The sequence below is a fragment of the Nostoc sp. GT001 genome, from assembly GCF_030382115.1.
Taxonomy (GTDB): Bacteria; Cyanobacteriota; Cyanobacteriia; order Cyanobacteriales; family Nostocaceae; genus Nostoc.
This window is the reverse complement of record NZ_JAUDRJ010000003.1, coordinates 2,972,344-2,987,843: the sequence shown is the minus strand read 5'-3', so window position 1 is coordinate 2,987,843 and position 15,500 is coordinate 2,972,344. Positions and strand designations below refer to the sequence as shown.

General features: G+C 41.7%; 12 protein-coding genes and 1 pseudogene. 3 read left to right on the top strand and 10 right to left on the bottom strand.

Going from position 1 to position 15,500, the window contains the following annotated elements:
- Positions 1-120: 120 nt before the first annotated feature.
- From nusA to QUD05_RS15550, 3 genes are all read right to left on the bottom strand, one after another.
- Entirely contained in the window at positions 121-1,407 is a 1,287-nt protein-coding gene (gene nusA, locus QUD05_RS15560) for a transcription termination factor NusA (protein WP_289796852.1), read from the bottom strand.
- A 230-nt stretch (positions 1,408-1,637) separates the two neighbouring features.
- Complete coding sequence (rimP, locus tag QUD05_RS15555) at positions 1,638-2,099, bottom strand: ribosome maturation factor RimP (protein ID WP_289796851.1); 462 nt, start codon at positions 2,097-2,099, stop codon at positions 1,638-1,640.
- 228 nt (positions 2,100-2,327) lie between these two features.
- Positions 2,328-3,776 carry a hypothetical protein gene (locus QUD05_RS15550; RefSeq protein WP_289796850.1) on the bottom strand — a complete coding sequence of 483 codons (1,449 nt, stop codon included), beginning with the start codon at positions 3,774-3,776 and terminating at the stop codon, positions 2,328-2,330.
- A 514-nt stretch (positions 3,777-4,290) separates the two neighbouring features.
- On the opposite strand from QUD05_RS15550, the gene QUD05_RS15545 reads away from it, so the two are divergent.
- A complete protein-coding gene (locus QUD05_RS15545; protein WP_289796849.1) occupies positions 4,291-5,016 on the top strand; it encodes a peptidoglycan-binding domain-containing protein in 726 nt (241 codons plus the stop codon).
- Between the two features lie 35 nt (positions 5,017-5,051).
- On the opposite strand, the gene QUD05_RS15540 is transcribed toward QUD05_RS15545, so the two are convergent.
- Both QUD05_RS15540 and QUD05_RS15535 read right to left on the bottom strand, forming a co-directional pair.
- Positions 5,052-5,945, bottom strand: coding sequence for an SDH family Clp fold serine proteinase (locus QUD05_RS15540; RefSeq protein ID WP_289796848.1), 894 nt, complete (start codon positions 5,943-5,945; stop codon positions 5,052-5,054).
- A 105-nt stretch (positions 5,946-6,050) separates the two neighbouring features.
- Positions 6,051-7,946 carry a serine/threonine-protein kinase gene (locus QUD05_RS15535; RefSeq protein WP_289796847.1) on the bottom strand — a complete coding sequence of 632 codons (1,896 nt, stop codon included), beginning with the start codon at positions 7,944-7,946 and terminating at the stop codon, positions 6,051-6,053.
- 296 nt (positions 7,947-8,242) lie between these two features.
- Between QUD05_RS15535 and QUD05_RS15530 the strand changes: the two genes are divergently transcribed.
- Positions 8,243-9,163, top strand: coding sequence for a Tll0287-like domain-containing protein (locus QUD05_RS15530; protein ID WP_289796846.1), 921 nt, complete (start codon positions 8,243-8,245; stop codon positions 9,161-9,163).
- Positions 9,164-9,375: 212 nt separating this feature from the next.
- Here the strand turns inward: QUD05_RS15530 and QUD05_RS15525 are convergent.
- Together QUD05_RS15525 and QUD05_RS15520 are read right to left on the bottom strand one after the other, a co-directional pair.
- Positions 9,376-10,627 (bottom strand): annotated as a pseudogene (locus tag QUD05_RS15525) (protein kinase domain-containing protein).
- Between the two features lie 583 nt (positions 10,628-11,210).
- The gene (locus QUD05_RS15520; protein ID WP_289796845.1) at positions 11,211-12,044 is read right to left on the bottom strand and encodes a Uma2 family endonuclease; all 834 of its coding nucleotides are present in this window, start codon (positions 12,042-12,044) and stop codon (positions 11,211-11,213) included.
- 391 nt (positions 12,045-12,435) lie between these two features.
- Between QUD05_RS15520 and QUD05_RS15515 the strand changes: the two genes are divergently transcribed.
- Positions 12,436-12,903, top strand: coding sequence for a hypothetical protein (locus tag QUD05_RS15515; RefSeq protein ID WP_289796844.1), 468 nt, complete (start codon positions 12,436-12,438; stop codon positions 12,901-12,903).
- A gap of 574 nt (positions 12,904-13,477) precedes the next feature.
- Here QUD05_RS15515 and QUD05_RS15510 read toward each other — a convergent pair.
- From QUD05_RS15510 to QUD05_RS15500, 3 genes are read right to left on the bottom strand one after another with little or no spacing between them, the layout of a single operon-like run.
- Complete coding sequence (locus QUD05_RS15510) at positions 13,478-13,966, bottom strand: PIN domain-containing protein (RefSeq protein ID WP_289796843.1); 489 nt, start codon at positions 13,964-13,966, stop codon at positions 13,478-13,480.
- A complete protein-coding gene (locus QUD05_RS15505) occupies positions 13,963-14,211 on the bottom strand; it encodes a UPF0175 family protein (RefSeq protein ID WP_289796842.1) in 249 nt (82 codons plus the stop codon). Before QUD05_RS15505 ends, QUD05_RS15510 begins: the two co-directional genes overlap by 4 nt.
- A gap of 49 nt (positions 14,212-14,260) precedes the next feature.
- Entirely contained in the window at positions 14,261-15,484 is a 1,224-nt protein-coding gene (locus tag QUD05_RS15500; RefSeq protein ID WP_289796840.1) for a WD40 repeat domain-containing protein, read from the bottom strand.
- Positions 15,485-15,500: the final 16 nt, after the last annotated feature.

Below are 15,500 nucleotides of genomic sequence, written 5' to 3'. Positions count from 1 at the left end.
TTGGGTGTAAAAAGAAGTTTATTATTACTATTTTTTACTTATACCAAATAGCTTTTGAGAAAATTATCCTTAAGACTGAGACTACAATCTACAGTATCAAAACTTTACAAAATTAATCAATTATTCATCATCGTTATTGTCAAAACTATCCTCCTCTTCTAATTCGTTCTGATTTTCATCCTCGAATTCTTCTTCATATTCAAGATCGTCTTCTTCTGATTGCTCTGATTGATATTTTGTTCTGACGGCTGCAAACTTAGTATCCTCTGCTGCATAGTCATACTTAGCTTTGTCTTTAATGTCTATTTTCCAACCAGTCAGACGGGCTGCCAAACGGACGTTTTGCCCTTCCTTACCAATGGCCAAACTCAATTGATCTTCAGCTACAAGTACGTGAGTTTGCCTCGATTCTGGGTCCATTAGGCGTACTTCATCCACCCGTGCTGGACTTAAGGCATTAGCAATGTATGTTGCTGGGTCTGGCGACCAGCGAATTACATCTATTTTTTCACCACGTAATTCGTTGACTACCACTTGAATTCGCGATCCCCTGGCTCCAATACAAGCGCCTACTGGGTCTACATCGCGATCGAGAGTATCTACTGCTATTTTAGTCCGAGGGCCGACATAACGGGAAGGGGGNTTTGCCTCCCTAGCTACGGCAACAATCCGTACAACTTCATCTTCAATTTCTGGGACTTCATTGGCGAAAAGATAAACTACCAAACCAGCATCAGCACGAGACACAAGCAACTGTGGCCCTCGTTGCTGACCTTGGGAAACTTTTTTCAGATATACCTTGAAGGTGGCATTTGCCCGATAATTATCGTTGGGCAGCTGTTCCCGCTTCGGTAATTCGGCTTCTACTTCTGGCTGACCAAAGCCGCTGCTAACTGCCAAAACCACTGATTGCCGCTCAAACCGCAGGACTCTTGCTTGGAGAACAGTTCCTTCTAAATCTTGGAACTCTTCTTGCACCATCTGGCGCTGTTGATCCCGTAATTTTTGCGCCAATACTTGCTTAGTTTGCATCGCCGCCATCCGACCAAATTCTCCTTGGTCGGGGGTAACATCCAGCACTACAGAGTCGCCTAACTGCGCTTCGGGAGCGACTTGTTGAACTTCGTCTAGGGAAATTTGATGGTCTGTATTATCTACTTCTTCAACAATGGTTTTGGTGGAAAGAACGCGAAATCCTTCTCCTTCAATATCGAGTTCTACTTCAAAATTTTCAAAATAATCTTCGTCAAACTGTTTGCGCTCTAAATTTTGGGCGCGGCGATAGCGTTCATAGCCTTTGAGTAGTGCTTCTCTAATAGCTGATTGAACTGCAAGCCGGGGTAAATTCCGTTCGCGACTTATACTTTCAATTAATTCTTTTAATCCAGGTAAAGTAACCATTGACATAAGCAATCTCCTTTAAAAATTAGGGAGTGGAGAGAGATGCGATTAATCGCGCCTCTACTGAGTGGGGACTAGAGACTAGGGACTGAAAACTACGCACTAGAGCCAGGGATTAGAGAATAGCTTTAAACTAATCTCTAACCTCTAGCCTCTAACCTTTAGCCCTTAGTTCCTAATCTTTAGCCTTGAGCTAAGGTGCTCTAGTCTCTAACTCTTGAGCCATAGCCCTTTGTTTATCGGCGCTCCTCTAACTGCACCTTAGTAATTAGGGAGCGGGGAATTTCGACTACACGACCTTTTTGGTTTAAGTAAAGTGCTGTCTCATCCCGACGAATCAACAGACCAATCCACTCTTGTTGTCCGTCGTAGGGGGGCGTTGTGGAGATAATGACAGGAAATCCTTTAAAGGAAATAAACTCCCTGTCTGTTACCAGTTGCCGCGAAATACCAGGACTAGACACTTCCAAGACGTATGTATCTGGAACGATTTCCGCAGCATCTAAGGAGGCTTCTAAAGCACGGCTCATCCTCTCACAATCGTTCAATCCAGTGTCTTGCTCAGGATTGCGAATGTCTACCCGCAACACTGGTGGACTTTGGTTGGTGTGAAAAACCACGCCAACCACTTCCAAACCCAGTTCTTCTGCCACTGGTGTCGCCAAATCAATAATTTGTGGAACTAAAGGATGAGCCATGAGAGAATTCAATAAAAAAAGTGGGCATCGACCCACTTCCTGCGATAGGTATATCTTCCAAGAAGTCTTGTGACGAACCAAATAATGATTCGCCTAATTCGAGTTTAGCGCATTTCTTTTATAGTCGTGTATTGGGAATTGGGCATTAGGAGTTAAGAGTTAGGAGTTAGAAGTTAAGAGTTTTGTTTACCCCCTTGTCACCTTGTCTCCCTTGCTCCTCTGCTCTCCCTACCCTTCCCGTATTTTTGGGAGAATAGTGCCTTTATCCACTACCACGGGAACTGATACTTGTGTTCGTAGCTGCCGGGTTTGCTCGATAATTTGGTCTATGTCTTCTTGGGATAAACGCTGGACGTAGTTGAGTTTGATTTCCTCTAAGAAGTCAAAAAGTAAACTCTGAATTTCTGAGAGTACATGTTTTTCCTTGATTTGAGATCCCAATACCTTGGTGAAGCTTTCTATTAGTTGACTGGTGAGTTTTGCTCCTACAGGGTCTTCAACAGCGCTAATTAAAGTTTTATAAAGATTAGTTGTGATTTGAGTCGCCAGTTGTTCGCTTAATTGGGTTTGAGCCTGTCCCACGCCAGGGAGATTCTGGAGGTTGCGGTAGACGGGGACTTGATGGAAGACGGTTTCGATGTTGTGGCGCAGAATGGCAACGATCGCAGGTTGGATATCAGGTAGCACTTGGTAGACAATTGTTTTTATTAAAAGACCTGCGATCGCTTCTACTTCATTCACATTATTAATATCTATGTAGGGACGTAAATTTTCTTGTTGGGAGAGCCAGCTTGTTAACTCACCCCGCTGAATTGAACCCTGAACCTGATTAATCACCCTCACCACGACAATTTCTGTGAGTTCTTCGGCAAAATTGGCGACAATCCCCTGATTAATTTGCTTTCGCACTGGATGCAGATTGAATAACTGCGCTTGATCGAGGCGAATTAATACAGGTATGATTCGCAACCCTCGCCAAAATGGCAGTAGTAAAAATAAATCGTACCAACGCCACAATAGTGCTTCTAACCAGCTAAAACCAGGATGTTGGCGTTTGAGCAAGAAGGTACGCCCCAGCAATTCTACGCCAAATAAAATTACAAAGGGTAAGTCAATAAGCCAGAATTTATCAATAAAATCGCCATTTTCCCCGATTTGGCGGTAGTAGTTACTGGCGATCAAAGGGCGGATGCTCTTGTTAAAAAAATTAATTTCTTCAAGCCAGCCATTTTGTGATAAGTGCGGCTGACTCCAAAAAGTAGCGAAGGACTGTTTTGCAGATTCTTTGCGGATGTGCGATCGCATCCTTTGTTTGATTTTTTCCAGCGTCCCACTCTTATTAGCTCCCGCAAACGGGTTACTGTCAATCATCTCGCTACTAAGACGACTTATTTGTATTAATTTGCCATTTACTTGAGGCGACTGTAACCCTGTTTGTCTAACTTCTTCTTCTAATGCGTCTACTGTTTTCAGATAGTTTTCTGTGTCTCGATGGGCTTCAATACCTTTTATCGGGTCATAAATCTTAGTAATTTGGGGAAGTTTTCGCAAGTAGAAATCTCGCCAAGGTACGTAACTTAAATCAAACAACACTAAACTTAAATTTACGGTGGCAGTAATTGCCATAAATCTTTCAAACCAAAGATTACGCTGCTTAGAAGATTTTACATTTTTCATTTTTTTGTAATATATAATACCTGTTTGGGTATTTAAAATATAAACTCTTTCATTTATTAATTTTCGCCCCTTTCTAGTCGAGTAGACCTCAATAGAAGGGGACATCTGTCATGGGCGTCAACTTCAGCCCAAACCAAAACCCCTTTAAAACCTTTTTTCCAACCATAGGCTAGAAATACTCTTGATTGCAGCATAGCCACAGGTAAAGAGACACAGACTACCTTTTATTTTAAGTTGACACAAATGCTCAGATGTGGATTACACAGCAACTTAGTGTTGAAAAGGTGTATTCGATTCAAATGATCAGATCGCTGCTGTACCTCTACCAATACAAGATGCTTCTTTTGATAGATGACATAAATTATTTTTTAATTACGGAGTTAAATTTAACAAAAAAAAATCACAATTTGTTCAAAATTCATTAAATAATCGTGAAAAAAGTTATTAAACAAACTTAAAATGCAGCTGTTAACGTTTACAATCCTGCTGATTTAACCCAAAGGAGTTTTGAAGTATGTGGTGTGGGTTTGGAAAATCAAGCGCAACCTTTGCTGTTACTTGCCTGATGACTGCTAGTTTGGTAATTGCAGACACAGGTTTTGCAGCCCCTCAAAAAAGTTATACGCCCCAGCAATTCCGTGAGGTATTGCGGGGATTAGGCTATAACGTCAAGGTAACAAATACTGCTTTGACGGATGAGGAAACTAAAAAGGCAATTCGAGAATTTCAGACTGGTTATAAGCTAAAACCAGTTGATGGCATTGCAGGGCCAAAAACCCAAGATTTTGCTGCTAACATCGTTCAAATTCTGCACAGAAATTTGAATGCAGTGGTAAAACCAAATCCTCCCTTGCCGCGCGATCATTTTTATGGTTCCCGCACGGAAGAAGTGGTGAAGGAGTATCAGAAGAAATATCAGTTGCAAGAAACTGGAATTGCTAATTTAGCACTCCGCCAAAAGCTGAATGAAGAAGCAAAGACACTCTTCAGCCAGCCGACAACTAAACCAACAACTAAACCAACAGCTAAACCAACAGCTAAACCAACAGCGACACCAACAGCGACACCAACAGCGACACCAACAGCGACACCAACAGCGACACCGACAGCGACACCAACAGCTACACCGACAGCGACACCAACAGCTACACCGACAGCGACACCAACAGCTACACCAACAGCTACACCAACAGCTACACCAACAGCTACACCAACAGCTACACCAACAGCTACACCCTAGCCCCCATAAAAAACTCTTACCCCAAAACTAGCCCCTCAGGTCATCTGATTTGGTTCTTCTAAGGGTCTGCCCTTGGGTGTAGGTAGAATTGGACGGAGATCGTTGTAAGGCATAGGAATGTACTGCACGCTGGGTCGTCCTCCTTGTGGCTGTGGGTACAGATCCATGAGATCATAAATAGAATGGGGCAGTCCGACGGTTACGGGCAGCCCCATTTCTGTTGCTTCTTCAATAGTGATGGGATAGTCGTGGGTGACGCGCCCAGTTGTCAAGGCTTCGATAATCGGTTCAATATTTTCTGGCAGAACTTTTTGTTTAGGTATACTGTCTTTTAGCAAAGTTCGTACAAATCGCTGTACCTGCTGAATTGCTTTGCGTGATAAATCGGCCATAATTAGAGTTTGGTCATCAATCTCACTGATGGGTTTATCTTCAACCACTTTCAGGATACTGGCTGCGGGGTAATTACCCAGTTGGGGATCAACTGGCCCTAAGACAGCGTTAGCATCCATAATAATTTCATCAGAGGCGATCGCAAGCATTGTACCGCCACTCATAGCATAGTGGGGTACAAAGACTGTGACTTTTGCTTGGTGGCGAATTAATGCTCTGGCGATTTGTTCTGTAGCCAAAACCAAACCACCAGGAGTGTGCAAAATTAAGTCAATCGGTACATCTGGCGGTGTGAGGCGAATTGCTCGCAATATTTGTTCTGAGTCTTCAATAGTAATGTAGCGAGATAGGGGAATTCCCAAAAAGCTAATGGACTCTTGACGGTGAATCAGCAAAATCACCCGACTTTTGCGTTCCTGCTGGAATTGTTGTAAAGCACGCAAGCGCCGATATTCTATTTGACGTTTTTGCCAAAGGGGTTGCAAAGAAGTCAGAAGGAGGAAAATCCAGAATAAATCACCAATACCAAAGCCCATATAATTTATTTTTGTTCAAAAATAACGGTTGCCGTCATTATTGTCACAAATTTGGGGCGATCGCAGTTCTATCTGTAGATTTATAGAAAAATTACGAATTATTTACTACCCCCTTCGCCAAATTTTAATAGTGTCGTCATCACTACCGCTAACTAGGGTTTGGCCATCGGGACTAAAGGCAACGCATCTAACATAGTTGGAATGCCCTGTAAGTGTACTGATTTCTGTACCACTGTGTATGTGCCACAGTTTGATAGTGTTGTCCCAACTGCCACTAGCGAGAAATTGTCCATCCTGACTAAAGGCGACTGACCAAACTGAATCAGAATGACCTGTGAGAGTACGAATTTCTCTGCCTGTATTTACATGCCACAGTTTAATCGTGTTGTCACCACTGCCACTAGCGATAATTTCCCCATTTTTGCTGAAGGCGATACAGTTGACAAAGAAAGAATGGCCTGTGAGTGTGTAAATGTTTCTACCTGTGTATATTTGCCACAGTTTAATGGTGTAATCATTACTGCCACTAGCCACTAGTTGTCTATCCTGGCTATTGGTTGCAAGCGTTCTTGGAGAGTAAGCAACTGACGAAACTGGGTCGGAATGACCTGTGAAAGTTTGGATTTCTATGCCTGTGTGTACCTGCCACAGTTTAATTGTGCAGTCAGCACTGCCACTAGCTAGAAACTTGCCATCTGGACTAAAAGTAACGGAATTCACCCAATTAGCATGACCAGTGAGAGTGCGAATTTCTTTACCCGTCTTGACATCCCACAATTTGATTGTATTATCCCAACTCCCGCTAGCTAAGATTCCTCGGTTCAGGTCTGCAACTCCCGCAGATTTGCCGGATTCGCCTTGATAAGAAAGGTTTGAAGAGATTGGGCTAAAGGCGACGGAATGAACCATACTGGAATGACTAGAAGACCAACGACCCAGTTGACGCACTAACTTACCAGTACCGACTTGCCAAAGTTTGATGGTCTTGTCATTACTGCCACTAGCAATAAATTGTCCGTCTGGGCTAATGGCGATCGCATGAACCATACTAGAATGACCTTTGAGGGTCTGTATACATTGCCAGTTCTGCCGATCTAATACAACAGGTACAGGTATAGTTAATTTCACTCTAGGTGTTATCACTAGAGTAGATGATATTTTAGTTATATCTTCCCCAGTATCAGGGCCCAATAAATCTAACCACTCCTGCACAGACTGGGGACGATACGTTGACTCCAGATCCATGCCGCACATAATAGCCTGATTTACCCTGTTGCTGATGTTGGGATTAAAATATTGTGGTGGTTCTAAATTAATATTGTGACGTCTATCATCTGCACTAGTTGGTACAACTGCGGTAAGCAAGTTATACAAAGTAGCGGCTAGGGCGTAAATATCAATGTATTCTCCTCGCGGCGCTTCTGATTCATACTGTTCAGGTGGGGCAAAACCAGGAGTACGATACACTGTATGCCTTTGGATCATATTAGGAACAAATTCTCTAGCGATGCCAAAGTCTATCAGCACTGCTTCTAATTTATCAATGCGGATCATTATGTTGCGTGGTTTGAGATCCCGATGCAACAGTCCTTTAGAATGGATTAGGGTCAAAGCATCGCCAATTTGCCGGATGTACAGTAGTGCTTCTGCCTCTGATAGCACCCCTATTCGCCTCAAGCGCTGTGCTAAGTCTTCCCCTTCGATGTAATCCATCACCATGCAGGGCAAATTCCCCTCATCAAAGATGGTTTCTATCTGTACTATATGAGGATGGTGGCACACAGCCAGCCGAACTGCTTCATCACGAAAGTCTTGCCGTAACTTGTTTCGGTGGAGTATCCAGGCGGGGTGATTCAGGATTTCTTCTTTGAGGGTTTTAATCACTCGCTGTTGATTTCGTTGATTTCTGGCAAGATAAGTAATGCCAATTCCGCCTTCACCTAATTGGCCTTCAATAATGTAGCGTCCCCCGAATAAAGACTTTCCTGCATTCCACACCATTAGTAATATTTGACAATTGCTGGTATTTATTTTGGCAAGGTATCAGAACAGCCAACACGAATTTTTGGGAATTCCATTTGAATCGCTGTCGTAGCTTTTTTGCATATAGCTTACTTAGAGAACATTTTCATTAACCTCAATAATTACTAATAGTATAAAGTTTGGATATACCCTCATAGTTTTGGCTAAACCATGCCTTTACATGAAAATATGAAAGTTGATTGCTCATGTTAGAGTAAACAGTGACTTTAGACATATTTGTTCATAATAATTTGACTTGTAGGTAATCTAAGATTATGCTAAAGAATCTCAATTTGAAACAAAAATTTACAATTCTGCTACTGGTAATTTTGACATTTGGTCTGAGCTTGAGTGGATTTACTCTTTCTTCTCTACTGAGGGAGAATGCCAAACAAGATGTTAGCTCAACTGGTCTCATGCTGATCCAAACAATGAGTTCTGTTCGTAAATACACCAGTACTCAAGTGAATCCAAAGCTAGTTGATAAATTGGCTACTGAATTTTTGCCGCAAACTGTGCCTGGATACTCAGCACGAGAGGTGTTTGAAATTTTACGGGAAACAACAGACTACCGTGATTTCTTTTATAAAGAAGCAACTCTCAATCCCACAAATCTTCGGGATAAGGCTGACGGTTTTGAGACGGAAATTGTAAAACAGTTCAGAAATAAACCAGACCTTAAAGAAGTTAGTGGATTTCGTTCAATTCCTGGAGGGGATATCTTTTATATTGCTCGTCCCTTAGCAGTTTCTGAACAAAGTTGTCTGGTCTGTCATAGTGTACCTGAAGCTGCACCTCAAAGTATGATTAGTCTTTATGGTGCTGCTAATGGATTTGGGTGGAAGCTTAATGAAATTGTTGGCGCTCAGATTATATCAGTACCTGCAAAGAATGTCATCAGCAAAGCCAATCAGTCTTCCTTAGTAATTATCTTGATTGTATCAGCTATATTTATAGCCACTATTCTGTTAGTCAACTTGTTCTTGAATCGACAAGTTGTGATTCCTCTCAAACGCATGACTCGCATAGCCGAAGAAGTTAGTACGGGACATATGGAAGTTGAATTTGAGCAGATGTCTAATGATGAAATTGGTAATTTAGCTAAAGCCTTTAAACGGATGCAGTTAAGTTTAGAAATGGCAATGAAAAGAATCAAACGTACTCAAGGAGGTACAAGCGATTACAATAATTCGTAATGATGCTCTCTGCAAGATGCTGCGTTTAGGTTGCTTCCCCCCAGGGTTACGTGGACTAGCTACCGCTGCGCTAACGTCATAACGTTTTGTAGAAGACGTTGCATGTAGCTTTGCCAAAAAACCTTGTTACTTTTATTAGCTCTCTTGGCTTCAACTTACAGAATTAGTTAAGAGATAAAAAATTATTCCTCAATTTCATGATGTCTAAATCTCTATGAAAATAAGCTTTTTTTGAATTCAAAAGCTGCTTGAAAGTTAGGAATTTCCTTAGTTACAAGTTCAATAAATTGGTCAGCTGAAATATAAGGATTGTGAGCTAGTATTTCTTCTATAATCAGATTTGCCATTGGGCTGATGTGGTAGGCTAATTCTTGCTGGCAATGTTTGATAAATGCTGGTTGGAGTGAGGATTGTTGTTGCTGTTGTTCAATTCGCCGCCCATTTTGTGGACTAGTCGGTGAACTAAAAATTGTTTCTTCAGATTGGTTATATGACTGCGATATGGCTGACATAGCCTGAAATTCAGGGTTAAATACCGTGGCTGGCAAATCATCAACCATGATTGCAGAAGATATTGCTATTTCTGGTTCTCCAATACGCTCTAAATCTCTAAGAACTTCGCTGGCTGTTTGGTATCGCTTATTAGGTCTATCTTCCAACATACAATCAAGTACTTGAGCAAACCCATCAGTAACATAGGTATAATCACGCCAGTTCCATTCAAGTGAGTATTGATCCATTAGTAAAGATGGATCTCTAGCAGTGAGTAATACAATAGCAGTTACACCCAAAGCATAAAGATCGCTAGAGGGTGAACATAAACCCAAACTAATCTGTTCGCGGGGAGCATATCCAACTTTGCCTACAAGGGACATTTTGCCAACAAACGTTATTTGGTGGTTGGAACTTCTCCCCTCGTTAATATCAGCAATTTGCTTGCCTACCCCGAAATCAATCAGCACTGGCAGATCCTTGCCATCGGGTAACATGATGTTGTCTGGAGAAATATCTCGATGGATAATGTTGTGCTGATGGACATATTCCAAAACAGGCAGCAGATTCTTTAGCCACTGTATAACTTCGTCTTCAGAAAAATTTCTTCCTTGACGTTGAAGTTCTCCTAGCAGTCTTGAATATGTTTTACCGTCAACATACTCTTGTACTAAAAATAGCCGGCCATCTCCTTCAAAGCAAGCCAAAAACTTGGGAATTTGAGGATGTTGCAATTGATGAAGAATTTTTGCTTCTCTTTTAAATAAGTTACGATATTGTTCCAGTCCACTTTCGCTTGGTGCCAATGGGTGCAAATTCTTTGAGAACACAGGCTTCATTAAACCGACGAGTGTCAAATGCTAAGTAGGTTCGTCCCAATCCTCCCTGTCCTAGAAGTTTTTGGATAATATAGCGGTTATCGATTAGAGTTCCAGCAGCTATTTCTGGTCTTGTCATAGGGGACTGTGACATCATCATCGCACTCCTAGCGATTTTGTTATTGATAAATTATCTAATTTGCTGAAAGTCAGAAACTCTAGCAGATAAAGGCTGATAACATCCTTTAAATTGAGGTTAGCACCACTATCGAGACAAGGAAATACACTTTTCTACAATTTTCTGATGGTCTTGTGTTACCAAATAGACAATTTTAACCTGGGTAGTTAGCTCGTACTACTCATACTTAAGTATTTTAGCCGCCGCCACATAATCAGTGTCTGCGGTAATATCTGCAAATGTTCAAGGCATCGCCTTTGAGATTTGCTGCTGAACCTTATTTTCCCCTTAGTAACCCAATTGAAACTGAGTTGAGGAACAGTAAGGATATAGCGTGACATCATGATTTTTCATAAAAACTGAGGTTGCTATAGACTTGCCGAAAGGAATATTATATGTATTTCAAGTGCTAAATATGCGATCGCTCTCAAAAATTAATCTTTCTGAGAGCNNNTATCATTATCAGATAGCTGCTTCGGCATCGACTATCAAAGTTTTTAGNTGCAGCAATTCCTCAACAGCAGAAAATCATGCTGCGTATCAGAAAAGACTTGTGAAGTTACAAGAATTCATCCAGTTCATCAGGATTCACACCTAACTGACGCAAACGTTCTGCTAATTGTTCTGCTTTTCGTTTGGCTTGAGCTGCTTCTTGTTTAGCTTCTGTAGCTTCTTGTTCTGCAATAATAGCTCGTTGAGTTGCAGCCGCCGCTTCCTCTGTGGGTGCGGGAATTAATTCTCCCGCCAAGGTGAACCACCTTAACCACAACCTTTCTATATCTCGAAATGAACCCTGCCATAAGCCTAAACTTAAATCTATCTCTGGCATTAGTAGGTATCCATTAGTCAAGTTCATCGGTTCATAGTGACCGCCGACTAACTGAAAAGCCCGAAGTTCATTAGTGTAACGACTAAAAACAACATAGTAAGGAATCCGCAAAATACGCTCATAAACTTCCCATTTGCTAGGAGGTTTCTCTGCTGCATTTTCTCTTCTTGTGCCTAAATCTTCGTCTTCCGTACCTGGAGATAATAACTCAACAACTACAAAGGGATTTGCTGGTTCTTGCCAAGTTACATAACTTAAGCGTAAATCCTGCCCCTTGTATAACTTTTCTACGCCTACCACACCAAACCAATCTGGGCGTTTATACCACAAAGGATGCTGTAAATCATAGTAGAGATTAAGATCAGCCGCACTGTAAACTAGTTCGGGATTCCAGTTAATGGGTTGAAAAGTTAAGTATAAAAGTAAGGGTTGTAAAAAGTGGAAATCGTCTGGCAAACCTGGTTCCTCTGGGTTGTCACTTGGTAAATCATACATCGTTGGTAGAGTTTCCCAAGGAGGAAGCGGCGGGTCAAATTGAGGGATGTAATGGGGAGAAGAAGTCATATTATGCTAAATTCACAGCTTCTAAGAGGGAATAGGGAATAGGAAATAGGGAACAGAAGCGAATAGATGTGTACTGAGTTTTTTCACGCAATCAAATAGGATTTCTATAGAAGTAATAATGGTATTCCACAACTAGCTGCGAAGTGCTAGCGCACCGCTTTGCTAACGCCAAATTTTGAGATCACCTCTGCTAGTATTATCTCTAAATGTTCGGCTTCTTTGGGTCAAATGCCACTGGACTCTAATTGTGAAACTTGCTCAAGGTTGGTAATTAGCGAGATATCACTTATTTAAAGGTATAAAAAATTTTCTTAATTGCTGATAAATAACTATTATTTTCTAAATTACTTGGGGAATACTGAAATATAGTACCCTTAAACGTGTATGAAAAATGGCAGATAATAAAGTCAGTGCAAAACTTTCCTCCGCAGACAGGGAAGCTGTGATGCAAGCTATTACTACTATCCGCGAAAAGTTACCGTTCTTGATTGATTTGACAACGGAGGAGCGTAAAGCTTTACCCAAGCTGGGGGATAAGAGTCGGGCGTTTGTGAGTAAGGCGTTGGAAATCGGCACACAAAATCCTGACTTCTTACCTCGTTCTTTTGACTTGAATGATATGCGCCAAGATATCGAATTATTTGAAGCCCTGTATCCGATTTTGCTGTCGTTGACGCAACTGCAAGAACTGGTGGATGATACTTCTGTGGCTGTTGGTAGCGAAGCTTATGCGGCGGGATTGATGGTTTATAACTATGCGAAAGTCAGTGGTAAAGGCGCGGGTTTAGAGTCAATGATTGATGATTTAGGACGCAGATTTGCCCGGAAAGCTAAAAAAGTGCAACCACAAAGTTCATAAGGGACTTCCAACAAATAAATTATCCAATCTTGTGGAGTGGACATCTTGTCTGCCCAAGGCTTGGGGCTATCGTGTCGCCCACCCCACAAGAAGTAGTTGAGTATTTTTTTATTTGGAGTTCCTAAGTCGAGAAATTAACTCAATGCTTCTACCTAAAAACCTAAAACTTTGAGCTTTTGAGCTTGGGTGTTTCTGTTTTAAGTGAAAAACTCCCAGTCAGAAGCTTAAGTTTTGCTGTTGTCAGCAATAACGTTTTTGTTTCAAGTGAGAATGTTTTGGTTTTAAACGAGAACTTTCCGGTTTCAAGTGAGAACGTTTTTGTTTCAAATGAGAATATTTTCGTTTCAAGTGAGAATGTTCTGGTTTTAAACGATAACTTTTCGGTTTCAAGTGAGAATGTTTTCGTTTGAAGCCGGAAAGTTTGTGTTTAGAACTAAATAGTTGTAGGTTAAAGAGCAATACGGTTTGTAGCGCTTCTCGGTTGAGTGGAATACAGACCTAACCCCCAGCCCCTTCCCTACAAGGGAAGGGGAGTAAGATTCGATAATTTTAGATTGCTTAAATGGTGTCTGTGTTACTCTGCCACAATATGTAGAATACGGGCGTAGAGAGCATCAGCAACTCTAAACTCGGCGGTAGCAATTAGCTCATCAAGTAGAGGTTTAACAGCTAAAATAAATCCCTTTTGTTTGGCTTCAATCAGAACACCTAACAACCCTGTAATCCGCAATCCTAAACTATCAGCTTCTGCTCTGCCTCGACGTTCATCAATAATTAGCAATTCTGCCTTGAGTTCAATAGCAAGTGTAATTGCTTCACACTCACCTTCATCCAATTGCTGTCCCAAAAGGGTTGCGACTAGGGAGCGATTTGTTACTTGGCGTATCTCAATCCATTTCAACGTTTGTACTTCGATTGAACCAGGTACAGGTACAGGTGTACCTGTCAGTTCTTTATAAACAGCTTCTGGAATCAGGATTTTATTATACAGTTGCCTGAGTAAGTCTAATTGACTTATTGCAGCCAAGCTGGTGATTGGCGAGGTATCACTAATTACAATCACAACCTGCCTAACTCCCGCAAGTTTTTTAAATCTAGTTCAAAATCTTCTATGTCATAAGAATAAAGCGGAATTTGGCGTTCTTTGAGCAGTTGTCGAAACCGTACTTTATCCATTTGGGCTAACTTGCTGGCGTGTCCTACAGGCAATTTACCAGACTGAAACAATAGCAATGCAATTTCCTGTTTGAATTCGGTTGCGGTCATTCCACAGGCATTTAAGGTTTCATCCGATATAATGACGCTCATATTTGTTGATTGTTTACAAGTATTACTTACTATTTTGACGCTGTTATTGTCAGACTAACTGCGATCGCCAAATTTTGATATTTCCGCCACTATCTCCAGCCGCAAGCCCATTTCCATCGGGGGTAAAGGCGACGGAATAAACCTTGTCAAAATGAGTCAGGCTGTGAATTTCTTTACCTGTTGCTACTTCCCACAATTTGATAGTCCTGTCCCCACTACCACTAGCGAGTACTTGCCCATCACGACTGAAGGCTACACACCGAACCCCACCGGAATGACCAGTGAGAGTGCGAATTTCTTTACCTGTTGTCATTGACCACAGTTTAATAGTCTTGTCCCAACTGCCACTAGCTAAAATTTGCCCATCACGACTGAAGGCGACGGAATTAACCGACTCGAAATGACCAGTGAGAGTGCGAATTTCTTCCCCTGTTGTTACCGACCACAGTTTGATAGTCTCGTCCGAACTACCACTAGCCAACATTTGTCCATCTCTACTAAAAGTGACGGAATTAACATAACTGAAATGACCACTCAGGGGGCGAATTTTTATACCTCTTATCGTTTTTAGCCAGGTTCTTGAAATATCCCAAAGTATGATGCTACCATCCTTACTACCACTGGCTAGCATTTGCCCATCACCACTAAAGGCTACTGAGCAAACATGAGAATGACCACCAGTGAGGTTGCAAATTTGTTTTCCTGTTGTCGCCGACCACAGCTTTATATTTTTGTCAAAACTACCTTTGGCTAGCATTTGCCCATCGCTACTAATCGCTAATGAAAAAGACTGGCTTACATCGTAATGAGTGAGGGTGTGAATTTCTTTTTTGCCCGTTGTCGGGCATATTTTAATAGTTCTACCATGACTCCCACTAACCAGCGTTTGCCCATCACTGCTCATGACTATGGAATCAACCCAGAGAGTATGACCAGTGAGGGTGCGAATTTCTCTACCTGTTGTCACCGACCATAGTTTAATAGTTTCGTCATCACTACTACTAGCCAGCATTCGTCCATCTCTACTAAAAGTGACGGAATTAACGAAGTCGCGATGACCAGTAAGGGTACGAATTTCTTTCCCTGTCGCCACTGACCACAATTTGATAGTCTTGTCCCGACTGCCACTAGCCAGAATTTGCCCATCATTGCTAAAAGTTATGCACTTAACTCTTCCAAATATTCTGGAATGGCCAGTAAGGGTATGAATTTCTTTCCCTGTTGCCACTGACCACAGTTTGATAGTCCCGTTCTCTCCACCACTAGCTAACATTTGCCCATCAATACTG

What these genes read in the sequence shown, in the direction of transcription:
- QUD05_RS15530 (WP_289796846.1), top strand. Translation starts at nt 8,243, where the DNA reads ATGCTAAAGAATCTCAATTTGAAACAAAAATTTACAATTCTGCTACTG.
- QUD05_RS15550 (WP_289796850.1), bottom strand. Translation starts at nt 3,776, where the DNA reads ATGAAAAATGTAAAATCTTCTAAGCAGCGTAATCTTTGGTTTGAAAGA.
- QUD05_RS15500 (WP_289796840.1), bottom strand. Translation starts at nt 15,484, where the DNA reads ATGTTAGCTAGTGGTGGAGAGAACGGGACTATCAAACTGTGGTCAGTG.
- QUD05_RS15540 (WP_289796848.1), bottom strand. Translation starts at nt 5,945, where the DNA reads ATGGGCTTTGGTATTGGTGATTTATTCTGGATTTTCCTCCTTCTGACT.
- QUD05_RS15535 (WP_289796847.1), bottom strand. Translation starts at nt 7,946, where the DNA reads ATGGTGTGGAATGCAGGAAAGTCTTTATTCGGGGGACGCTACATTATT.
- QUD05_RS15520 (WP_289796845.1), bottom strand. Translation starts at nt 12,044, where the DNA reads ATGACTTCTTCTCCCCATTACATCCCTCAATTTGACCCGCCGCTTCCT.
- QUD05_RS15545 (WP_289796849.1), top strand. Translation starts at nt 4,291, where the DNA reads ATGTGGTGTGGGTTTGGAAAATCAAGCGCAACCTTTGCTGTTACTTGC.
- rimP (WP_289796851.1), bottom strand. Translation starts at nt 2,099, where the DNA reads ATGGCTCATCCTTTAGTTCCACAAATTATTGATTTGGCGACACCAGTG.
- QUD05_RS15505 (WP_289796842.1), bottom strand. Translation starts at nt 14,211, where the DNA reads ATGAGCGTCATTATATCGGATGAAACCTTAAATGCCTGTGGAATGACC.
- QUD05_RS15515 (WP_289796844.1), top strand. Translation starts at nt 12,436, where the DNA reads ATGGCAGATAATAAAGTCAGTGCAAAACTTTCCTCCGCAGACAGGGAA.